The sequence below is a fragment of the Kitasatospora sp. NPDC057936 genome (genome assembly GCF_042887525.1).
Taxonomy (GTDB): Bacteria; Actinomycetota; Actinomycetes; order Streptomycetales; family Streptomycetaceae; genus Kitasatospora.
Map to the genome: position 1 here is coordinate 18003 of NZ_JBHVPD010000052.1, position 23611 is coordinate 41613.

Annotated in this window: 11 protein-coding genes; 5 read left to right on the forward strand and 6 right to left on the reverse strand. The window is 74.0% G+C overall.

Features of this window, described 5'->3' with window-relative positions:
- The first annotated feature begins 137 nt into the window (after positions 1-137).
- Entirely contained in the window at positions 138-1361 is a 1224-nt protein-coding gene (locus ACFVU9_RS25470; RefSeq protein WP_387597073.1) for an alpha/beta hydrolase family protein, read from the forward strand.
- On the opposite strand, the gene ACFVU9_RS25475 is transcribed toward ACFVU9_RS25470, so the two are convergent.
- From ACFVU9_RS25475 to ACFVU9_RS25495, 5 genes are all read right to left on the reverse strand, one after another.
- The gene (locus ACFVU9_RS25475) at positions 1358-1828 is read right to left on the reverse strand and encodes a GNAT family N-acetyltransferase (protein ID WP_380446480.1); all 471 of its coding nucleotides are present in this window, start codon (positions 1826-1828) and stop codon (positions 1358-1360) included. The genes ACFVU9_RS25470 and ACFVU9_RS25475 overlap by 4 nt on opposite strands.
- 53 nt (positions 1829-1881) lie before the next feature.
- Positions 1882-3189, reverse strand: a complete 1308-nt coding sequence (locus ACFVU9_RS25480) for a S8 family serine peptidase (RefSeq protein ID WP_387597076.1) — start codon at positions 3187-3189, stop codon at positions 1882-1884.
- Positions 3190-3389: 200 nt separating this feature from the next.
- A complete protein-coding gene (locus ACFVU9_RS25485) occupies positions 3390-3905 on the reverse strand; it encodes an SMI1/KNR4 family protein (RefSeq protein WP_387597079.1) in 516 nt (171 codons plus the stop codon).
- Positions 3902-5140, reverse strand: coding sequence for a cytochrome P450 (locus tag ACFVU9_RS25490; protein WP_387597082.1), 1239 nt, complete (start codon positions 5138-5140; stop codon positions 3902-3904). The genes ACFVU9_RS25485 and ACFVU9_RS25490 overlap by 4 nt, the downstream gene beginning before the upstream one ends.
- Positions 5141-5333: 193 nt before the next feature.
- Positions 5334-8537: a M28 family peptidase gene (locus ACFVU9_RS25495; protein ID WP_387597085.1), complete on the reverse strand. Its 3204-nt coding sequence runs from the start codon at positions 8535-8537 to the stop codon at positions 5334-5336.
- A gap of 347 nt (positions 8538-8884) precedes the next feature.
- On the opposite strand from ACFVU9_RS25495, the gene ACFVU9_RS25500 reads away from it, so the two are divergent.
- Entirely contained in the window at positions 8885-10348 is a 1464-nt protein-coding gene (locus ACFVU9_RS25500) for a helix-turn-helix domain-containing protein (protein ID WP_387597088.1), read from the forward strand.
- 133 nt (positions 10349-10481) lie between these two features.
- Positions 10482-10943 (forward strand): rhodanese-like domain-containing protein, encoded by a 462-nt coding sequence (locus ACFVU9_RS25505; RefSeq protein WP_380506636.1) that lies wholly within the window; start codon positions 10482-10484, stop codon positions 10941-10943.
- Positions 10944-10976: 33 nt separating this feature from the next.
- Here the strand turns inward: ACFVU9_RS25505 and ACFVU9_RS25510 are convergent, their stop codons facing one another.
- On the reverse strand, positions 10977-12155 hold the full coding sequence (locus ACFVU9_RS25510) for a cytochrome P450 (RefSeq protein ID WP_387597091.1): 1179 nt from the start codon (positions 12153-12155) through the stop codon (positions 10977-10979).
- A gap of 427 nt (positions 12156-12582) precedes the next feature.
- Here ACFVU9_RS25510 and ACFVU9_RS25515 point away from each other — a divergent pair, with 427 nt between their 5' ends.
- Together ACFVU9_RS25515 and ACFVU9_RS25520 are read left to right on the forward strand one after the other, a co-directional pair.
- Entirely contained in the window at positions 12583-21924 is a 9342-nt protein-coding gene (locus tag ACFVU9_RS25515; protein WP_387597094.1) for an amino acid adenylation domain-containing protein, read from the forward strand.
- Entirely contained in the window at positions 21911-23611 is a 1701-nt protein-coding gene (locus ACFVU9_RS25520; RefSeq protein ID WP_387597097.1) for a phytoene desaturase family protein, read from the forward strand. Before ACFVU9_RS25515 ends, ACFVU9_RS25520 begins: the two co-directional genes overlap by 14 nt.

Here is a 23611-nt window from a genome sequence, read left to right on the forward strand (position 1 = left end):
CGGCGCGAGGAACCCCGCGCCGCACGACGTACTCCCGGCGGGTGACTCCGGTACCTCGCCGGGGCTACGAACGACACCGGAACGTTTACATCCACGGGCCGATTCGATGCGGAGCCGCGGAACCTAGCGTCGATCCCATGAAACGCAATCACCGTATCAACGCCGTCGCGATGCTGGCGCTCGCCGCCCTCGTCACCGGAACCGGCGCCGGGTTCGCCGCCACGACGACACCGTCGGCCACACCGTCGGCCACACCGGTGGCCACGCACGCGTTCGACGCCGCACCGGCCACGGCCACGGCCACCGCGCCCACGCGGTCCTTCCAAGGCGCGCTCCCCGCGCCGACCGGCCCCTACGCCGCCGGCGAGGACGTCATCCACCTCACCGACGCGAGCCGTCCCGACCCGTGGGTGCCGTCATCCGGCCCCCGCCAACTGACCGTCACGATGGTCTACCCGGCCGTCCCCGGGACCGGGACTCCGGCCCCTTACATGACCCTCGCCGAGGCAGTCGGACACATCCAGCGCGCGAAGATACCGGCGAGCTCCGGCATCACCCCACAGAACGTTTCCAGCGTCACCACTCACGCCTTCGACGGCGCTCGGCCGCAACACGGCAAGCATCCGCTGGTGGTCCTCTCACCCGGGTTCGGGGACCCGCGCATGGTGCTCACCTCGCTCGCGACCGAGCTGGCCAGTCAGGGCTACGTCGTCGCGCTCGTCGGCGACACCAACGGGGACAGCGGCGAAACGCTGGCGGACGGCCGGACGCCGCCGTGCGCGATCTGCGATGACCCGAACCTCGACATGGACACGGTCACCGCCGGCCGCGCGCTGGACGTGTCCTTCGTGATCGACCAGTTGACGCACGGCAATACCGCGTGGCCCCTGGCACACCTCATCGACAAGCACGAGATCGGCATGGCCGGACACTCCATCGGCGGAGCGGCGGCCGCCGCCACGATGATCGCCGACCCGCGAGTACGGGCCGGGGTGAACATGGACGGCAAGTTCTACCCGGTCCCGGTGCCCGGCCAGATCAACCGCCCGTTCCTCATGCTGGGCGAGACCGACACCCACGTGGCCGACGGCTTCGACACCACGTGGGGACAGACCTGGGCCGCCCTCGGCGGCTACAAGAAGTGGCTGACGGTCACCGGCGCCAACCACCCCAGCTTCACCGACGTGGACCTGCTCGAGGAGCAGGCCGGGTTCCCGACGCCGGCCCTCGACCCCGAACGTGGAATCGTGATCACGCGTGAGTACGTGACAGCGTTCTTCGACCGGACGCTGAAGGGGATCCACAGTCCGCTGCTGGACGGCCCCTCGCCGGACAATCCGGAAGTTCTCTTCCAGTACTAGAGCAGTTGGTCCATCTGCTGGTTCATCGGGCTGAGGCCGGCGGACTCGTAGAAGGCGCGGGCCGGCTCGTTGAAGTGCCAGACGGCGGTGGTCAGGCGGCGGCAGCCTGCGGAGCGGCCGTGGGCGCGGACGGCGTCGAGGAGGGCGGAGCCGACGCCGGTGCGGGCGGCGGTGGGGGAGACGGAGAGCTGGTCGAGGTAGACGACGTCGTCGGGGACGGCGAAGGTGTTGCCCGGCCAGTGGACGATGCGGGCGACCGCGTAGCCGGCGGGTGTGCCGTCCGCCGCCTCGGCGATGAAGACGGTGACGGCCGGAGCGGTGATCTGCTCCTCGAAGTGGGCCGCCGCGTCGGGGGACGGGGTGAAGAGGTCGGGGCGGTGTTCGACGTGCAGGGCGTGGACGTGGTCGTTGAGCCGCGCGAGGAGGGCGGCGTCGGCGGCGGTCGCGGTGCGGATGGTGATCGTCACGGCGTCATCCTGGTCAACTCACCTCCGCACCGCCACGCCTTTTCGTCGGAGGGTCAGCGGCGCAGTCCGCGGACGCCGTGGGGGGTGCCGAGGCCGGTGGGGCCGTCGTAGCCGGGGAGGGCGGTGCAGAGGTAGGAGCCGCCGCACGATCCGTTGGAGCCGGTGGTGATGTCGTTGAAGGCCCGGGGGTGGGCGTAGGGGTAGGAGGCGGCGAAGTCGTTGGCGCCGGGTGTGCCCGCCACCGCGTACATGCCGGCGATCAGGGGCGCGGCGACGCTGGTGCCGCCGATCACGTGCCAGCCGGCGCCGTCGGTGGGGTCGGTGAAGTAGACCGCGACACCGGTGCCGGGGTCGGCGACGGCGGAGACGTCGGCGATGGTGCGGTTGGCGCAGCCGGGGTCGTGCTGCCAGGCCGGCTTCGGCTCGAAGAGGGAGCAGCCGGAACCGGCGCCGACCCAGGCGCTCTCGGACCAGCCCGGGCGGTTGAACGGCAGGAACGGGGGCCGGACCCGGTGCAGGCTGGTGCCGCCGGCGGCGGTGACGTACTGGGAGGCCGCCGGCCAGGTCGGGTTGGGGTAGCCGTTGTCACCGCTGCTGGCCACGAAGGCGATGCCGCGGTGGTTGAAGAACGAGTCGATGATCGTCTGATTGGGGAATTCGGGCGCACCGAAGCTCATGGAGATGAACGTGGCGTTCTGCTGGAAGGCCTGGCCGACCGCGTGGATCTCGTTGCGGAGCAGCTCGTCGTCGGCCTCGACCAGCAGGATGTGGCAGTCCGGGCAGGTGGCGCTGACGGAGGCGAGGTCGGTGGCGGCCTCCACGACCCAGCCGGGGTCGGTGGTCGGGGGCGGGGTGCTGCCGCCGTTCTGGTTGATCTTGCGGAAGCAGCCGTTGGCGGTGGTGCACGGCGGCAGGTGGTACTGCTCGCGGTAGACGGCGAGGTCGCTCTCGGCGGTGCGGTCGTCGAAGGCCACCACGATGGCCACCGTCCGTTCCCCGCCGCCGTTGCGGGGCAGGTTGTAGGCGGCCTGGAGGTCGCGCGCGCCGAGTCCCGGGGGCTCGGTGTCCGGCTGGAGGCGCCGCAGCGGGGGCAGGTCGGTGCGGATCAGGGCGAGGCAGGGGCCCCGCAGGTCGGACGGCACCTCGGCGACGGTGCCGTCCGGGGTGGTCAGGGCCGTGGTCGGCGCGTCCGCCGCCGCGGGCGATGCCGGTGCGCACGCCCGCTCGGCGGTCACGGCCGGTGGGTCGGCGGGCTGCACGCCGCCGGCCGGGGTCAGGGCCTGCGCGGGCGCGGCGGTGGCCGCGAGGGCCAGCGCCAGGGGGACGGCGAGCAGGAAGCGCATGAGTGGGGTGGGCCGCATGGACTCCTCGTTTCGTCGGCCCGAACCCCGGGGCCCGTCGAGGCGCCGCCCGGTCCGAGCCGGGTGTTCCCGTTCGGTGGCGCGGTCCCGCAACGGCGGACCGCTCGATGTGGCGCCATCGTCGCAGCGGCCGACCGGGGGTCGACGACGTCGGGGCGGACACCGCGGCGCGATCACTCCGACGGGCCATCGCCTCGCCGTCAGGTGTCTTCGGCGGGAGCGAGCCAGGCCTCGTACCAGTCGCGGAAGTCCGGGCCCGGGGTGAGACCGCCCCAGTCGGGGTCGTCGTGCCACACCTCGCCCGCGTTCGGGCCGGTGACGACGAGACGGGACCACATGCCGCAGCCGCCCTCCGCGATGACCAGGCTTCCCGCGACGGCGTGCGGGCCGTGCCCGGTGAACGGCGTGGCCAGGACGCCGGGGCGCAGGTCGTCCTCGCGCACGCCGTGGATGGCGTCCTCCTCGTCGAGGACCTCCGTGAGTCCGACGACGCCGTAGTCCGGGCCGGCACCGCCGTCGGCGACGTCGGTGAGGAAGCTCCGGTAGGAGGACGGGAGTTGGACGCCGTGCCGGTGCTCGAACGCCCGGATGGTCTCCTCGGCGAGCGGCGGCCGGAGCCGGTAGTCGTGGTGGTCGGAGCCGAAGCGGCGGCGTTCGGGGTCCGCGTCGGCCATGGCGGCGAGGCGGGTGCGCACCCTGGAGGCGTCCCGGGTCACGTGAGCAGCACCGCCGGCGTCGGGCCGTCGGGGCGGACGGTGATGCTGTAGGCGGCGCCGGTGGGGGTGGAGAGGAAGGTCGGGGTGTACGCCGGGAGGAGCAGTTCGAGCAGGGCAGTGGTCTCGCGGACGGCGAACTGGGTGCCGAGGCAGGCGCGGGCGCCGAGGCCGAAGGGGTAGTAGGCGGCGAGGTGGGCGGGGCGGGTCCCGGTGGCGGTGAAGCGGGTGGGGTCGAAGCGCTCCGGGTCGGGCCAGAGAGCGGGGTCCCGGTGGGTGAGGTACGGGCAGACGAGGACGTCCGTTCCGGCCGCGATGTGGTGGCCGGCGATCACGTCGTCCTCGGTGGCATGCCGAGGGAGCATCCAAGCGGACGGGTAGAGGCGCAGGGTCTCGCTGACGAGCGCCTGGGGGGCGGCCGTACGGGCCTCGGGGTGGCGGTCGAGGAGGAGGTACAGCCAGGTGAGGGTGGTGGCGGTGGTCTCGTGGCCGGCGACGATGAGGGTGACGAGTTCGTCGCGGATCAACCGGTCGGTGTACTCGGGGTGTTGGCGCGAAGCTTCGAGGAGGTCGTGCAGGACGCCGGGGGAGTCGTGGGCGGTGCGCGCCGCGTCGATGGCGGCCTGGGCGATCGCGTCGATCCGGGCGAGGTCCTCGGCCACCGCGTCGCGGGCGTCGGCCGCGTTGGTGGGCAGGGTCGGCATCGCGGCCACCACCCGTTCCACCGAACGGAGTTCGCGGTCGGTCGCGTCATCCATCTCGTGTCCGGTGAGGGCCCGCCACACCGTGTCGAGGGCGAAGCCCCGCATCTCCTCGCCGACGTCGAAGGTCTCGCCGGTGCGGGCGTACCCCGCCCACCGGTCGGCCGTGCGCCGCGCCGCCTCGGCGATCCGCTGCTCGTAGCGCCGCATGCCCGTCCCGGTGAACTGGGACTGCAGCAGCCGCCGTTGACGCTTCCACGCATCCCCGCTGGCGGACAGCACACCGTCCCCGACGAGCATCCGCGCCCGGTGCGAGCGCTTCACGTACCGGTCCGGATGCCGCCCGAGCACGTGCTGCACGCCCGCCGGATCCGTCACCAGCACGGTCGCCCGCTCGCCCCCGAGCGGGACCGCGGCGATCCCCCCGACCTCCCGCCGCGCCCGCGCGAGCAACTCGACGAGGTCGGCCCCGGAGGCCCGCCACTGCTCGACGGCCTCGGCGGGAAGCTCGGGAACGGAAAGCGCTTCGGTGGCCACGGGCTGCTCCTCGGTGCGGCGGCTGTCGGTCCGTCGGATCCGGACGGAACTCTATGGCAGGGCAGTGGCGATCATGGAATGACGACGGGACCCGGTGCTCTCCTCTCGTCATCAACGCGCGCGGCTGCGCCGCGGTCCGTCCCCCTCGACGGGCCGCGGCGCAGCTCTTTTTCCCCTCTGCGCGTCAGAGACGTCAGATGCGCTGCCAGAGGGCCGGGACGATGGGCGGTTCCCAGCCGGCCTGGGCCGTGTGGCCCTGGATGCAGCGGTAGCTTGCGCCGTTGTACGTGACGACGTCGCCGGCCTGGTAGGTGGTGCCGGGGGTCCAGGTGCCGCCGGGGTTGCTGCTCCCGACGGTCAGGGAGTAGGTGGTGGTATGGGTGGCGGTGCCGGTGCCGGTCACCGTGATGGTGTAGGTGCCGGCGGCGGCCGAGGAGGAGGCGGCGACCGTCATGGTCGACGAGCCGCCGGACTGCACCGAGGCCGGGCTGAAGGAGACCGTCACGCCCGCCGGGGCGCCGCTCGCCGACAGGTTGACCTTCTGCGCGGAGCCGGACGTGGTGGCGGTCGAGACGGAGGCCGTGGCCGAACCGCCGGGCGTCACCGAGCCGTTGGCCGGGTTGACGGACACCGAGAAGTCGTTGGACGGGGCGGTGCCGCCGACCGAGGTCTTCCAGATGGTGTACGCGACGCCGTTGGCGCTGCGCTTCAGGGCCGTCGGGTCGATGTTGCCGCTGGTGTCGCAGGACTGGTGGTAGCAGGAGTCGTAGGACTGGTTCGCGGTGCCGCCCCACTTGGCCGCCTGCGCCGCCGTCTTGACGGCGTCCGCGCCGGCCGCGTAGCCGGAGGTGGCGATGCCGGCCTGCTGGAAGGAGTAGTCGTCGGAGCGGCCCTGGCCCTCGACGTTCTCCTCGGGCTGGAGGTTGAGCGAGTCCCAGTACGCCTTCATGGGGGCGGCGGGCGCGGTGGTGATGTTGTTGATGAAGTAGCCGGCGTTGGGCGAGCCGACCATGTCGAAGTTGTAGTAGGCCTTGATCGCGGAGCGCTGGGCGGAGCTCAGCTGGCCGACGTAGGAGCGGGAGCCCTGGAGGCCCTGCTCCTCGCCGGTCCACCACGCGAAGCGGACGTGCCTGGTCATGGCCGGGTTCTGCTGGGCGAGGGCGAGGGCGTTCTCCAGCAGGGTGGCCGAGCCGGAGCCGTTGTCGTTGATGCCGGGGCCGGCCTGGACGCTGTCGAGGTGGGCGCCGAGCATGGTGACCTGGTCGGCGGGGCCGCCGGGCCAGTCGGCGACCAGGTTGCTGGACGGGTAGTCGCAGGAGCTGCAGGTCTGTTCGGCGACGGTGTAGCCGGCGGCCTGGAGCTTGCCCTTGATGTACGCGACGGACTGGCTGTGGCCGGCGCTGCCGGCCCGGCGGTTGCCGCCGTTCTGGTCGGCGATGGTGTTGAGCTGGGCGAGGTCGGCCTGGATCTTCGCGACGTCGATGTCGGGCGCGGGTCCGCCGGGCGTGCCGCCGCCGACCGTCAGGGTGTACTGGGCGGTGTGGGTGGCCGCGCCGGCGGTGCCGGTGACGGTGATGACGTACGTCCCGGCCGGGGCGCCCGAGGAGGCGGACAGGGTCAGGGTCGCGGAGGAGCCGGTCTGCACGGAGGACGGCGAGACGGTGGCCGTGACGCCGGCCGGCGCGCCGGAGGCGGTCAGGCCGACGTTCTGCGCGGTGCCCGAGGTGACGGCGGTGCTGACCGTCGCCGTGGTCGAGGAGCCGGGCTGGACGGAGCCGGACGCCGGGCCGAGGGCGAGCGAGAAGTCGTTGTTGCCGGACGGCGTGCAGCTCGGGTCGCCGCTCTGCGCGGGCACGCTGACCGCGTCCCAGGCCGCCTTGGTGCGGTTGTAGAAGCCGCAGGTGGGGTCGAGGTTCTTGGCGGCGGTCAGGGTGGTGGTGCGGTAGCGCTTGTACGTCATGCCGCTGGTCTTGAGCAGCATGCCGCCGTAGAAGACCTGCCCGGCCTGCTTGACGCCGATGCCGGTGACCGCGGAGCCGTTGCAGGTGGGGCTCGTGGGCTTGCCGCCACCGGGGTTGGAGCCGAGGCTCAGCAGGTAGAACCAGTGGTTGAGCGGGCCGGCCGCCGCGTGCACCTCGGTGCTCGGGATCGACGAGGAGTAGCAGTCGGGGTCGTTGTTGACGAGCGAGGGCTGGTAGAGGCTGCGGATCGGGCCCTGGCCGAGCAGGTTGGCCTCCCGGCCGACCTGGTAGTCGGGGTAGTCGTAGGGCGAGGGCTGGTTGGCGTACTCCTTGGTGAGCGCGCCGAAGATGTCGCCGGTGCCCTCGCCGAGGCCGTTCTCGTTGTTGGCGCCGCCGGGGGTGTACTGGTCGATGCCGTGGCCGAACTCGTGGCCGACGACGTCCTGCGCGGCGATCCACTCGCCGCCCTGGTTGTGGCCGATGGAGACGGAGCTGCCGTCCCAGTAGGCGTTGACGTCGTTCAGGCCCATCTTGACCGGCCAGCTGCCGCCGTTGCCGTCGTGGCCGTTGCGTCCGAGCCAGTCGCGGAGCATGTTCCACTCGGTCTGGGCGGCCCACATGGCGTCGCCGCAGCCGGTCTCCCTGCTGGACGGGTCGCCGGTGCCCCAGGAGTCGGAGGACTTGGTGAGCACCTGCCCGGTGTCGTAGTCGGAACAGCTGAGGCCGGGCCGGTTGGGGTCGCGCAGGCTGTACGAGCCACCGGAGTTGGTGGTGTTGATGGTGAGCGGTCCGGGGCCGTTCCACTTGCTGTTGACGGTGCCCGCACGGACGTCGTCGTAGCTGTCGATCACCTCGCCGGTGGCGGCGTCGACGAACACGTGCAGCTTGCTGGGCGCGCTGTCGGTGCGGCCGGTCAGGACGGTCTCCCAGGCGAGCCGTCCGGCGCCGTCCTTGACCCGGACGACGAGCCGGCGCGCGTCCACCGAGTCGACGGCGGCGAGCCGGGTGCGGGCCGTCTGCTCCGCGTGCGCGGCGCTCACCTGCGGGGTCGTCGAGCCGCCGACCGGGCCGGTGGCCGCGGACTGGAGGCCCTGGACGCGCCCCTGGCCGTCGGCTATGACGACGGCGTCGCCGCCGACCACGGGCAGGCCGCGGTAACTGCGCTCGTAGGCGACGGAGTAGAGGCCGTTCAGCCAGGGGGTGACGGCCCGCCGTTCGTACGTCTCGCCGGGGCCCTTGGCGAGGGCGTCCAGGCCGGCCGCCGCGGCGGCGTCGGCGGCGTTGACGGCGGCGGCCAGGGCATTGGGCGGGGCGGCGGAGGGACCTGGGTCCGCGGCGGCGGCCGGCCCGGCGCCGGTGGCGGCGATCAGGCCGGCCAGCACGGTCAGGGTGGTCGCCGTGGTGAGCAACCGGCCCGTGGTCAGTCTGCGTTGCATCGAGGCTCCTCGAACGTGGGGGTCCTCGACCGTGGACGGCGTGGTGGTGCGTGGTGGTGCGTTCCGCGGGCCGCGTCTGGGGGACGGCCGTTCGCTGCGGGCCGTCCGCGCTCGGGTGCCGGAACCCTCACATGTCGTCATGGCCGGGTCAATGGGCGGTGCGGAGGTGCCCAAGGGTTGGCAAATTCCGTCAAGGCGCCGGGGGTCCGCCCGGGGTCGTCCGGAAGCCCGAATTGGTTGAGACCACGTCATGTACGGATCGCGTGCCATCGAGTACCGTCCTCATCGTCGGACGGTCCGTGAACGTCCCGGGGGCCGGGGTTGGAGCGCTACCGCGGGAGGCAGCCGTGCACCGGAACCGGGTGGCCGCGCCCCAGCCGTCGACGACCCGGCCGTCGTCGGCCCGGCCGTCCGCACCCCAGCCGTCGACGCCCCAGCCGGACGGGCCCTGGCGCGAGTTCGGCGCCCGGCTGCGCCACTGGCGGCGGCGGGCCGGACTCACCCAGGCCCAGCTCGGCGCCGGCATCGGCTACGACCACACTGCCGTCAGCAAGATCGAGCACGGCACCCGCCGGGTCACCCCGCGCGTCGCCGACCGGCTCGACGACCTCCTCGCCGCCGGGGGCGAACTGCGCGGCGCCCTCGCGCGGGCCGAGGAGGCCGAACTCAACGCCGCCGTCCTGCCGTTCGCCCCCGGCCTCACCCGCCCGCCGCTGCCCGGCGACCCCGACGAGCGCGGCCCGCAAGCCCCGTGGTGCGCGCCGCCGCGCCGCCTGCCCGACTACGGACTGCTCTGCCCCCTCCACGGCGCCGACGGCTGCGCCGTGCCCGCTCCCGCCGAACTCGCCGCCCTGCACGCCGGGTTCTGCGCGGCCGACCCCGCCGCCCCGCCACCCCTGGACGCCGACACCGCACACGCCCTCACCGGGCTCCTCGCCGCCCGGCTGCGCTCCGGCGAGGCCGCCGCCCACCCCGGCCTCGCCGCCGCCGTCGAGCGGACCCTGCGCGCCGTCCTCGCCCGGCTCGCCTCCGCGTCCGCCTCCGCCGAGCAGCGGCGCCCGCTGGCCCGCCTCGCCGCCGAGTACGCGCACGCCGCCGGCGCGCTGCGCATGCAGGGCGGCCGCAACGCGACCGCCATGGCCTGCTTCGACCGGGCGCTCACCTGGGCCGAACTCGCCGGCGACACGGCTACCCAGGTCGCCGCGCTCAGCGACATGAGCACCCTGGCGCGGCTCGACGGCGACCCGGCGGCCGCCCTCGGCTACGCCCGCGAGACCGGCCGGGTCGCGCCCGGGCGGCACTGGGCGGCGGCGATGGGCCAGATCGGCCGGGCCAGGGCGCACGCGCTGACCGGCGACGTCCGCGAGACCGTCCGGCACATCGGCCGCGCCCGGCTCCACCTCGACCACATCGGGCCGCGCGACGAGGCCGACGCGCCGTGGCTCTCCATCGCCTCCATGCGGATGCGGGTCGAGTCCGGCGCGGCTGCGGCCCTGCGGGATGTTGCCGCCGCCGTCGGCGACCCGGTGCTCGCCCGGCACGCGCTGGCCGCCGCGGAGAGCGCGCTGCACCTCCTCGGGTCTGCCCAACTGCCGTCCACGCGGCTGCTGTTCACCGTCCGGGTCGCCGACTGTCACGCGTGCGCGCACGACCCGCAGGCCGCCGTCGCGCTGCTCGGCCGCACGCTGGAGGCGGCACCGGAGGAGGTCCTGCCGGCGCTGGTCGGGCGCGAACTGCGCGGCCTGCGCGAGCGGTTGGCTGCGCACCGGCCGGTGGAGGCGCACCGGCTCGCGGAGCTGGCGGGGTCCTGAAAGCTCCCTGGTACGGCCCATCGGGAGCTGGCGGGATCTTGACGAAGACAGGCGATCACGACACTCGTGGGCGGGTCGGGGCGCGGGCCAGGATGAGCACATCGCACCGAGCCACCACCCCAGGAGCACCCCGATGACCAGCGCCGTCCTCTCCGTCCCCGCCGCCGACCCGGCCCTCGCCGCCGCCCACTTCCTCTCCCGCCTCACCTTCGAGGCCGACGTCTCGGACGTGCGCGCCGACCTGCTGGCCGGTGTCCCGGGTCTGGTCGTCGTCGACTCGCGCAGCGAGGTGGCGTGGTCCCAGGGCCGCATCCCGGGCGCCCTGCACCTGCCCACCGCCCGCATCCCGGAGCTGGCCCCGCGGCTGGTCGACCGCGGGGCCACCGTCGTCACCTACTGCTGGGGCCCCGGCTGCAACGGCGCCACCCGGGCCGCCCTCGCCTTCGCCCGCCTCGGCTACCGGGTGAAGGAGATGCTCGGCGGCTTCGAGTACTGGGCCCGCGAGGGCTTCGCGTACGACACCGACAACGGCACCGAGCAGCGGCCGATCGACGACCTGACGGCCCCGCGCTCGGGAATCTCCTGCGCCTGCTGAAGCCTGGTCGGGCGCCTGGTCACCCGCCCGGCGTCACCACGTCACCGTGAGCCGGCGCGGGCTGCGGGTGGAGAACACGCAGCGCCACTCGATGGCCTCGACCGGCTCGGCGAGCCGCAGGCCCGGGAGGCGGGTGGCGAGGCGGTGGAGCGCGAGGCGCAGTTCGAGGCGGGAGAGCCAGGCTCCCAGGCAGTGGTGCGGTCCGGCGCTGAAGACGAGCGTCGGAGCCTCCAGCGGCTCGAAGAGTCCGTCGGGCAGGCCGGTGGTGAAGACCTCGGGGTCCTGGTTGGCGCTCCACCGGTCCAGGAGCACCACCGCGCCGGCCGGGATCGTCACCCCGCCGACCACCACCTCCCGGACGGACCGGCGCAGGGCGCCCTGCCCCTCGCCGAGCGGGATGGTGTGCAGCAGCCGGTCGGCGGCCGCTTGGGCGGCGTCTTCCGAGGTGAGCCGCGGCCAGGCGTCCGGGCGCTCGTCGAGCAGGTAGACCAGGAAGTTGCCGAGCGTGGCGACGGTCGTCTCGTGGCCGCCGGCGATCAGCCCGCAGATCAGCTTGACCATGCGCTCCTCGGAGATGCCGCCCTGCTGGTCGGCCGCCGCCACCATGCGGCTGACCAGGTCCTCCCCGGGCTCGCGCCGCCGCCGGTCCAGGAGTTCGGCGGCGAAGGCGTAGAACTCGGCCAGCACCGCCCGGACTTCGTCGACGGGTTGGCTGCGGTCGGCGAACAGGTGGTCGGTCCAGTGGCGCAGCCGCCGCCGGTCGACGTCCTCCACGCCCATCAGGCGGCTGATCACGTCGACCGGCAGCGGCATGGTGAGCGAGGCGACCAGGTCGGCCGGGGGGCCCTGGTCGACCACGTCGTCGACGAGCCGCTCGACCACGGAGGTCAGCCAGGGGGTCCACGCGTCGATGGCCTTGCGGGTGAAGGCCTGCTGCATGAGGGCGCGCAGCTGCCGGTGCTCCGGGCCGTCGATGTTGCTGATGAAGCCGGGATCGCCCTCCAGGCCGGAGACGGAACCGAGCGAGGGGGCGTCCGGTGCGAACAGCGCGGCCCGCCCGAACGCCGGGTCGGTGAGCACCTGCCGGACGTCGGGGTAGCGGGTGATCAGCCAGGCGGGCGTGCCGTTAGGCAGCGCGGTGAGCCGGGGCGCGCCGTGCGCGGCGGACTTCCGGCGGTGCAGGGGAATCAGCGTGCGCTCATCGATGGACATGGATCCTCCGGCGGCCCCGTGGGCGGGGTTCGTGGCCAATGGGTCTGCCACCAGCTTTGCCGGGGTGTGCACGATCGATCCAGAAGATCGTCAAAGACGCTCTGGAATATTCCGCCATTCGTGTAATCCGCACGTCGAATCAGCTTCGTAGTGGGTGCCTCCGGCTAGCATCACTGGCGTTTCCGTTCGTCCGCCATCGAAAAGCCTGGGAGCGCGTGCTGTCCGCCATTGCCCGTCGGGTCAGATGTCCGCTTCCATCCGTCTCTGCCGGATTATTCGGGGCGTGAGAAATCGCGCTGTGCCCGCCGGCAGTAGTGATCGGATTTTCTTAGGAATCGGATTTCCATAGGACCGCGTGTTCGCAGTCGAAACGAGTTTCTCCGTCCAGGGAATTTCGTGAACGCGAACCGAACCCCCGGATTGGACCATGACCTCCTCGCCCCTCGACGTGCCCAGCGAACGGATCGCGATCACCGGGATCGGCTGCCGCCTGCCCGGCCACGCCAACGACCACCGGTCGTACTGGCGCAACCTGCTGGCGGGCCGGGACTGTCTCGTCCCGACGCCGGCCGACCGCTACGACGTCGCGTCGCTGGGCAGCCGGGACCGGGCCAAACCGGGGCGGCTGATCGGCGGCCGGGGCGGGTACATCGACGGCTTCGACACCTTCGACCCGGAGTTCTTCGGCATCAGCCCGCGCGAGGCCGCCTACATGGACCCGCAGCAGCGCAAGCTGCTGGAGGTCACCTGGGAGGCGCTGGAGGACGGCGGGCAGCGGCCGTCGGAGCTCGCGGGCCGGGACGTCGGGGTGTACGTCGGCGCGTTCACCCTGGACTACAAGATCCTCCAGTTCGCCGACCTCGGCTTCGAGACGCTCGCCGCGCACACCGCCACCGGCACCATGATGACGATGGTGTCGAACCGGATCTCGCACTGCTTCGACTTCCGCGGCCCGAGCGTCTCGATCGACACCGCGTGCAGCTCCTCGCTGGTCGCGGTGCACCTGGCCTGCCAGAGCCTGCTCCGCGGCGAGACCGAACTCGCCCTGGCCGGCGGCACGTTGCTGCACATGGCGCCGCAGTACACGATCGGCGAGACGAAGGGCGGGTTCCTCTCGGCGGACGGCCGCTCGCGGGCCTTCGACGCCGCCGCCGACGGGTACGTGCGGGCCGAGGGCGTCGGCGTGGTGGTGCTCCGCCGGCTGTCGGACGCGCTGCGCGACGGCGACCCGGTGCACGCGGTGATCATCGGCAGCGGCGTCAACCAGGACGGCCGCACCAACGGCATCACCGTGCCGCGGGCGGACGCCCAGGTCACGCTGATCGAGCGGGTGTGCGCCGAGGCCGGGGTGCGGCCCGGCGGCCTGCAGTACGTCGAGGCGCACGGCACCTCGACCCCGGTCGGCGACCCGATCGAGGCCAATGCGCTCGGCCGGGTGCTCGCGGTCGGGCGGCGGCCGGGGGAACGCTGCTACGTCGGCTCGGTCAAGACCAACATCGGGCACGCCGAGTCCGCCGCCGGAGTGGCCGGGCTGATCAAGACGGCGCTGGCGCTCGAGCACCGGCGGATCCCGCCGCACATCAACCTGGAGCGGCCGAACCCCGACATCGACCTCGACGCGCTGCCGTTCGAGATCCCGCGCACCGCCGTCGACTGGCCCGAGCACGAGGGGCCGGCGCGGGCGGGGGTCAACTCCTTCGGCTTCGGCGGCACCAACGCGCACGTCCTGCTGGAGGAGCCGCCGCCGCGCGAGCCCGTCGCCCCGGATCCCGCGGCACTGCCCGCGCCGGCGTGCACGGTGCTACCGCTGAGCGCCCGCGACGCGGCCGCACTGCCCGAGCTGGCCGCCGGCATCCGCCGCGAACTCGCCGACGGCACGGACCTCGTGGACCTCGCGCACACCCTCGCGCACCGGCGCGAGCACCTGCCCGAGCGCCTCGCCGTCGCGTACGCCTCCCGGGAGTCCCTGGACGAGGCGCTGGCCGCGTACGAGCGCGGCGAACCGCACCCCCGGGTGGTCCAGGGGCGGGCCCGCGAGCGCCGACAGCGCCGGTTGGCCTGGGTGTTCACCGGCATGGGGCCGCAGTGGTGGGCGATGGGTCGCGGGCTGTACGCGAGCGAGCCGGTCTACCGCGAGGCCGTCGACGCCTGCGACCGGGAGATCCGCGCGCAGGCCGGGTGGTCGCTGCTCGACGAACTCGCCCGCGGCGAGGACGAGTCGCGGATGGCCGAGACCTGGCTCGCGCAGACCGCCAACTTCGCTCTCCAGGTCGGTCTTTCGGCGCTGTGGCGGAGCCGCGGCCTGCGGCCGGACGCGGTCGTCGGGCACAGCACCGGCGAGGTCGCCGCGTTCCACGAGGCCGGGGTGTACGACCTGGCCGACGCCGTCACGGTGGTGCTGCACCGCAGCCGCCTCCAGCATCGCCTCGCCGGGACGGGCACGATGCTCGCCGTCGGCCTGCCGGAGGCCGACGCGGAGCGCCGGATCCGCCCGCACCGCGAGCGGGTGTCGCTGGCGGCCGTGAACGGGCCGAGCGCGGTCACCCTCGCGGGCGACGCCGACGCGCTCGGCGCCCTCGCCGAGGAACTGCGGCAGGAGCGGGTGTTCGCGAAGTTCCTGGACGTCGAAGTCCCCTACCACAGCGTGCGGATGGACCCGATCCGCGAGGAGCTGCTGACGGCGCTCGCGGGCATCAAGCCGCGCGCGGCGCAGGTCCCGCTCTACCTGACCGCCGACGAGGGCCGCGCCCTCGGGCCCGAGCTCGACGCCGCGTACTGGTGGCGCAACGTCCGCCACCCGGTGCGCTTCAAGGCCGCCGTCGAGCTGATGGCCGAGGACGGGTACGGGCTGTACCTGGAGGTCGGCCCGCACCCGGTGCTCGGCCACGCGATCCGCGAGTGCCTGGCGGACCGCGACCCGGACGTCCGCGCGCTGCCCTCCGTCCGCCGCCGCGAGGACGAGCCCGAGCGCGTCGCCCGCACCCTCGCCGAGCTGCACACCCTCGGGGTGGAGCCGTCCTGGCCGGCCCTCCACCCGGCCGGCCGCCCGGTGCCGCTGCCCTGCTACCCGTGGCGGCGCGACCGGTACTGGGCCGAGCCGAAGCCGGTCGAGCAGGTCCGCCGCGGCGAGTCGGACCACCCGCTGCTCGGCCGCCGGACCGCCGCCGCGCAGCCCACCTGGGAGAACGCGCTCGACGTCGAGAAGCTGCCGTACCTGTCCGACCACCGCATCGAGGGCAGCGCGGTGTTCCCGGCCGCGGGCTACCTGGAGATGGCCGCCCAGGCCGTCCGGACGCTGACCGGCGGGACGGACGCGGTGCTCGCCGACGTCGACCTCGCCCGGGCGCTGGTGCTCTCCGACGCGGAGCCCACCAGGGCGCAGTTCTCCTTCCTCCCGGACGACGGCCGGTTCGGCGTCGCGTCGCTGCCCGCCGGCGCCGACCCGGTGGTGCACGCGAGCGGCCGGATCCGCACCGGCCAGCGCCGCGCCCACGGGCCCGCGCTCGACGCCGACGCTGTCCGCGCGCGCGGCACCCGTCACGGGAAGGCCGACTGCTACCGCGCGCTGGCCGCCCGGGGCTACCACTACGGCCCCGCCTTCCAGGCCGTCGACGAGGTGTGGACGGCACCCGGCGAGGCGCTCGCCCGGATCAGCCCCACGGTCGAGGACGCCGCCGGCCACCACGTGCACCCGGTGCTGCTCGACGCGTGCTTCCAGACGCTCCTCGCCGCCCAGGTGCTCCAGGGCGACGGCGACGGCGTACGGCTGCCGGTGTCGATCGGCGAGGTGCGCCTCGGCCCGGTCGGCGACCAGCCGGTCTGGGCCCACGCGACCGTCACCCGCGACACCGGGGACGAGCTCCTCGGCGACCTCGCCGTGTACGCCGAGGACGGCGCCCCGCTCGGCCGGATCACCGGCTTCCGCGTCGCCGACGTCGCCCGCGCCGCCTCCTCCGTGGGCCTCGCCACCATCGACGGCTGGCTCACCGAACTCGCCTGGGTGGAGGCACAGGAGTCCGAGGAGGCGCAGGGGCCCGAGGAGGCCGGGGAGCCCGAGGAGACCGACGCCGGAGGCCTCGTCCTGCTCGCCGACGCGGGCGGCCTCGCCGAACGCCTGGCCGCCCGGGCGGGGGAGCGCGGCATCCGCTGCCACCTCGTGCGGCCCGGCGACGGCTACCGGCACACCCCCGACGGCTCCACCGTCCGCCCCGAGGCGGCCGAGGACTTCACCCGCCTCCTCGCCGACCTCGACCCCGCGTTCCGCACCGTCGCCCACCTCTGGAACCTCGACCAGCCCCGCCTGGACGACTCCCTCCACACCGACCTCGACCGCCTCGCCGGCCTCGGCGCCTACTCGCTCGTCGCCCTCGCCCAGGCCCTGCCCGCCGCGCGACCGGACGGACGGCTGCACATCGTCACCCGCGGCACCCAGGCCACCGGCCCCGACGACCGCGTCGAACCGCTCGGCGCCCCCGCCTGGGGCCTCGGCCGGGTGCTGTGGCAACAGGAACTCGTCGCCCAGCGCGGCACGTTGATCGACCTGGACGGCGCCACCGGGCACGGAAGGCCGATCGGCCTCGACGCCCCCACGGACCTGCTCGACGAGGTCGACGCGCTGCTGCGCGAACTGACCGCGTCGGCCGCGCACGGCGAGCAGGAGATCGCCCTGCGCGGCGGCCGCCGCCTCACCAGCCGGCTGCGCCCCGCCGAGGGGCTCACCAAGCCGCTGCCGCTGAGCCTGCGGCCCGACGGCAGCTACCTCGTCACGGGGGCGTTCGGCGCCCTCGGCCGGCTGCTGTGCCGCACCCTCGTGCGGCGCGGCGCCCGGCGGCTGATCCTGCTCGGCCGCACCGCCCTGCCCGAGCGCGACCAGTGGCGCCACACCGACCCCGACAGCCCGGCCGGTGCCCGCATCGCCTTCCTGCGCGAGCTGGAGGCACTCGGCACCGAGGCCCTCGTGGCGCCCGTGGACGTCACCGACGAGACCGCCCTCGGCGCCTGGCTCGCCGACTACCGGGACCGCCAACTCCCGCCGGTCCGGGGCGCGTTCCACCTCGCCGGACAGGTCCGCGACACCCTGCTCCCGCAGATGGACCGCGCGGCCTTCGACGCCGGCTACCTGCCCAAGGTGGCCGGCGGCCACCTCCTGCACCGGCTGCTCCGCGACGAACCGCTCGACCACTTCGTGCTGTTCGCCTCCGTCGCCTCCCTGCTCACCACCGCCGGACAGACCAACTACGCGGCGGGCAACGCCTTCCTCGACGCGCTCGCCCACCACCGCCGCGCCGACGGCCTGCCCGCGATCAGCCTCGACTGGGGCCCGTGGGCCACCGGCATGATCGAGGAGCTCGGCCTCGTCGCCCACTACCGGGACGCCCGCGGCATGAGCTCGCTCCCGCCCGAGGCCGGCACCGCCGTCCTGGAACGGGTGATCGGGCAGGACCGGGCCCAGCTGCTCGTCGCGACCGTCGTCGACTGGCCGGTCTTCCTCGCCTGGTACCCCGCGCCGCCGCCGCTCGTCGCCGACCTGGCGGCCGACGCCGCCGAACCCGCCCAGGCCGAGACCGGCGGCCTCCTGGCCGCCTTCCGCGCCGCCGACCCGGCGGGCCGCCGTGCCTTGGTCGCCGAGCGCTTCGCCGCCGCCGTCGCCGCGGTGCTGCGGATCGGCGCCGAGCGGATCGACGAGGACACCCGGCTCGGCGCGCACGGCCTGGACTCGCTGCTCGCCATGGAGCTGCGCGCCCGCGTCCTCGGCGAACTCGGCGTCGCGCTGCCGGTGGTGGCCCTGCTGAGCAACGGCCCGGCCGGCGAACTGCTGGACCTCCTGCACGACGGCCTCGCCGCCCTGGCCGCCGACGACGGCACGGCCGCGCGCCCGGCCGTCGACCTGCACACCGACGAGCGGTGCTACCCGCTCACCCACAACCAGAAGGCGCTCTGGTTCCTCAAGCAGCTCCACCCCGACGGCTTCGCCTACAACATCGGCGGCGCCGTCGAGGTCCGCACCGCGATCGACCCCGGCCTGTTCGCCGAGGCCTTCCGCGCCGTCGTCGCCCGCCACCCCGCGCTGCGCGCCGCCTTCACCGCGGAGGAGGGCCGCCCGGTGCAGCGGATCCGGGACGAGGCCGTCGTCGACACGGCGCTGGTCGACGTCGAGGGCCGGCCCTGGGCGGAGGTCCGGGACCTGATCGTCGCGGAGTACCGCAAGCCGTACGACCTGGAGCGCGACCCGCTGGTGCGGCTGCGGATGTTCCGGCGCGGGCCGGAGCACTGGGTGCTGATGAAGGCCGTCCACCACATCGTGTCGGACGCGATCTCGACGTTCACCTTCATCGAGGAGCTGTTCGAGGTCTACGAGGCGCTGACGGCGGGCCGCACGCCCGAGCTGCCGCCGGTGCCCGCCCGCTACCTCGACTTCCTCAACCACCAGAACCGCTTCCTGGCCGGTCCCGAGGCCCGCCGGATGCTCGACTACTGGCGCGGCCACCTGCCCGCCGAGGTGCCGATCCTCAGCCTGCCCACCGACCGGCCCCGGCCGGCCGTGCAGACGCACAACGGCGCGTCGGTCTTCTTCCAGCTGGACGCCGAGCTCAGTGCGCGTGTGCACGAGCTGGCCCGCGCGCACAACGCCACGCCGTTCATGGTCCTGCTGAGCGCCTACTACCTGCTGCTGAACCGCTGGTCCGGGCAGGAGGACATCATCGTCGGCAGCCCGGTGACCGGGCGCACGCAAGAGGAATTCGCCTCCGTCTACGGGTACTTCGTCAACCCGCTGCCGCTGCACGTGAGCCTGGCCGGGGAGCCGACGGTCGCCGAGCTGCTGGGGCGGGTCCGGGCGACGGTGCTCGGCGGGCTGGACAACCAGGAGTACCCGTTCGTGCTGCTGGTCGAGCAGTTGGGGCTCCAGCACGACCCCAGCCGCTCGGCGGTGTTCCAGGCGATGTTCATCCTGCTCACCCACAAGGTCGCCGTCGAGCGCGACGGCTACCGCCTCGACTACATCGAACTGCCCGAGGAGGAGGGACAGTTCGACCTGACGCTCTCCGCCTACGAGGAGGCGGCGGACGGCTGCTTCCACTGCGTGTTCAAGTACAACTCCGACCTCTTCGACGCCCCGACCGTCGAGCGGATGGCCGGGCACTACCGCAACCTCGTGGACGCCATGACGCGCGCCGCCGCCGAGCGGCCCACCGACCGGCTGCCGATGCTCGGCGCGGACGAACGGAGGCTCGTGCTCACCGAGTTCAGCGGCGCCGGACGCGTCCTGGACCACGACGTGCCGCTGCCCGACCTGTTCGCCAAGGCCGCCGCAGAACACCCCGAGGCCGTCGCCGTGGTGGCGCCCGGCCGCACGGGGCCCGGCGAGGCGCGGCGGCTCACCTACGCGGAGCTCGACCACCGCTCCCAGCGGGCCGCCCTGCGGCTGCGCGAACTCGGCGTGCGGGAGGGCTCGGTGGTGGCGGTCTGCCTGGCCAAGTCGCCCGAGCTGATCGGCACGCTGCTCGCGGTCTGGCGGGCGGGCGCGGCCTACCTGCCGCTCGACCCCGGGCACCCGGCCGACCGCCTCGCCTACCAGGTCGCCGACGCGGGCGCCGTCCTCGTCGTCGTCGACCAGGAGCTCCCGGCCCCGGCGGGGCTGCCCGTCCCGCTGGTGACCCTGGAGGACCTGGCGGTGCCGGCGGCCGAGGACGCCCCGCTGCCCGGCACCGACCCGGACCGGCCCGCGTACGTGATCCACACCTCCGGCTCGACCGGCCGCCCGAAGGCCGTCCGGGTGGCCCACCGCAGCCTCGCCGCGGTCGCCGCGGGCTGGCGGGCCGAGTACCGGCTGGACACCGACGTCCGGGTGCACCTGCAGATGGCCGGCGTCTCCTTCGACGTCTTCACCGGCGACCTCGCCCGGGCGCTCGGCTCGGGCGGCACGCTCGTCCTGGTCGACCGCGAGCTGCTCTTCGACCCCGCCCGGCTGTACCGGACGATGCGCGAAGAGGCCGTCGACGGCGGTGAGTTCGTCCCGGCGGTGGCCCGCGCCCTGCTCGCCCACTGCGAACGCGAGGGCCTGCGGCTGGACTTCCTGCGGCTGCTGGTCGTCGGCTCCGACCTCTGGAAGACCGGCGAGCACGCCCGGCTGAGCGCCCTGTGCGGCCCGCGGACCCGGGTGGTCAACTCCTACGGCCTGACCGAGGCCAGCGTGGACAGCACCTACTTCGAGGGGCCGGTGGACGCCCTGGAGCCGGGCCGGATGGTGCCCATCGGGCGGCCGTTCCCCAACAGCGCGCTCTACATCCTCGACCGCCACGGCGAGCCGGTGCCGCCAGGCGTCCCCGGCGAACTGTGGATCGGCGGCGCGGGCGTGGCCGACGGGTACCCGAACGACCCCGGGCAGACCGCCGAGCGCTTCACCACCCTCGACCTGGACGGCCCGGTCCGGCTCTACCGCACCGGCGACCTCGGCCACTGGGACGCCGGGGGCACCGCGCACCTGCTCGGCCGGATCGACAATCAGGTGAAGGTGCGCGGCCACCGGATCGAACTCGGCGAGGTCGAGGCCCAGTTGGCCGACCGGCCGGAACTGGCGCAGGTGTGCGTGACGATCCGTCAGGACGTGGCAGGCGAGGCCGTCCTGTGCGCGTACTGCGTCCCGGCGGAGGGTTCCGTACTGGACCGCGGCGAGCTGCGGCGCCACCTGTCCGAGCGGCTGCCCACCTTCATGATCCCGTCCTGGTTCACCGAACTGCCCGCCCTGCCACTGACGTCGAGCGGCAAGGTCGACCTCGCCGCGCTGCCGGAACCGCGCGTCGAGGCCGGCGGCGACCGGCACGAGCCCCCGGTCACGCTCTACGAGACCCGGATGGCCGCCCACTGGGAGGCGCTGCTCGGGGTGGACGGGGTCGGCCTGCAGGACGACTTCTTCGAACTCGGCGGCAGCTCCATCCGGTTGATCGAGCTCATCCACCACCTGCGGACCGAGTTCAACATCGCCGTCCCGGTCGGCCGGCTCTTCGCGGTCACCACCCTGCACGGCATGGCGCGCGCCGTCGAGCAGATCATCACCGGCGAGGCGGCGGGCGGCGAGCCCCACCTGTGGTTCAACCGGGACGCGCCGCCCGAGCGGACGGTGTTCTGCTTCCCGCCCGCCGGCGGGCACGGCCTGGTCTACCGCCAGCTCGCCGCGCACCTGCCCGGCCACCGGATCGCCGCCTTCAACTACCTCTCCGGGGACGACAAGGCGGCCCGGTACGCGGACCTCGTCGAGGCGCTGCACGAGGACGGCCCGTACGCCCTGCTCGGCTACTCGCTCGGCGGCAACCTCGCCTTCGAGGTGGCCAAGGAGCTGGAGCGGCGCGGCCGCGCGGTGAGCGCCGTCGTCGTCCTGGACTCCTACCGGATCACGGAGGCCTACGCGCTCGGCGAGGAGCACCTCGCCGCGTTCGAGCGGGAGCTCCGCGAGCACCTGCATCGGCACACCGGGTCGACGATCGTCGCCCAGGAGACCCTCGAACAGGCCCGGGACTACCTGGAGTTCTGCAGCCGAACACCCAACACCGGCACCGTCGCCGCTCCGCTCACCGTGGTCTGCGACCGCGAGCAGGTGGTCCTCCACACGGGCGGCTCGGGCGGGTCCTGGCAGGGCGCCTCCACCGCCGGCACCGCGGTGCTCGGCGGGCACGGCACCCACGCCGAGATGATGGACGGCGAATTCGCGGCCCGGAACGCCGAGTTGGCGGGCACGATCCTGGCCGGAGGCGGCGCCGATGGCCACGCCTGACCGCGGCCCGGACTGGACCGCCCGGGAGCGCCCTCCCGGCGGCCCGCCCCGGGTGATCGTCATCGGCGCGGGCATCGCGGGCCTCGCCACCGGCTGCTACGCGCAGATGAGCGGCATGGAGACGCGCATCTTCGAGAAGCACGTGCTGCCCGGCGGCTGCTGCACCGCGTGGTCCCGCGACGGCTACCTCTTCGACTACTGCATCGACTGGCTGATCGGCACCGCACCGGGCGCCGGCGGCCACCAGGTGTGGCGCGAACTCGGCGCGCTGGACGGCAAGTCGGTGACCGAGTTCGACGTCTTCAACCGCGTCGTCGACGAGCACGGCCGGGCCGTCACCTTCTACAACGACCCCGACCGGCTCGAACGGCACCTGCTGGAGACCTCCCCGGCCGACGCGCCGCTGATCCGCTCCTTCTGCAAGGACTTCCGCCGCTTCGCCGCGCTCGACCTGCCCTGGGAGGTCACGCCCCCGCCACTGCGGACGGCGGCCCAGCGCCTGCGCACCGCGCGCGCCGTCCTGCCCGCGTTCCGGCTGTTCTGGCGCACCGCGACCACCCCGATGCGGGGCTTCGCCGACCGCTTCCAGGACCCGCTGCTCCGGCGGGCCCTGCCCAACATGTTCCTCCAGGAGCCGGCCGGCTTCCCGCTGCTGCCGTACCTGTACACGCTGGCCGCCGCGCACAACGGCAACGCCGGTTTCCCGCAGGGCGGTTCGCTCGGGCTGGCCCGCTCGGTGGAGGAGCGCTACACCTCGCTCGGCGGGGTGGTCGGCTACCGCCGCCGGGTCGAGCGGATCCTGGTCGAGGACGGCCGGGCGGTCGGGGTGCGGCTGCGGGACGGCAGCACGCACTACGCCGACCACGTGGTGTCCGCGTGCGACGGCCCGACCACCGTCGACCGCCTGCTGGAGGGCCGCTGGACGAGCCCGACGGCGGACCGGCTCTACCACGAACTCCTCGACAGCCCGGGCAACTTGTACCCGGCCGCCGTCTCGGTCTTCGTCGGCGTCGACGGCCCGCTGCCGCCCGGCGGGGCGCACAGCACGACGTACCTGCTCACCCCCGAGGAGGGCGCCCGGCTGCCCGGCGCGCTCCAGGACAGCCTCGTGGTGCAGCTGCGTTCGCGCTACGGCGACGGGTTCGCGCCGCCGGGCAAGTCGATCCTGCACTGCATGTACTTCAGCGACCACGCCTCGTGGAAGGCGCTCCGCGCGGCCGACCGCCGGGCGTACCGCGCGAGGAAGCAGGAAGTCGCCGACTTCGTCCGGGAGTTCCTGGAGCGGACGCACCCGGGGCTGGCGGGCCGGATCGAGCTGCTCACCGTGGCCTCGCCCGTCACGACCGAGCGGTTCACCGGCAACACCTACGGCAGCATCCTCGCCTGGCAGGCGTTCTCCGACGCCGAGGACGCCGCCAACCGGCTGGTCAACAAGGACCGCATGCGGCTGCCGGGGCTGAGCGGCTTCTCGATGGCGGGCCAGTGGGTCGGCATGGGCGGCCTGATCCGGGCGGCCACCAGCGGGCGGTTCGCCGTCCAGTACCTCTGCCGGGAACTCGGCCTGGAGTTCCGGGCCTGGCCCAGCGACGACCAGGAGCCCTGGCACCCCGGCAAGTGGGGCCGGGTGCCGCGGCTCGGCCGGGCAGACCTCGGGGCCGTGGAGACGACCGTGGGAGCGGCGGAATGA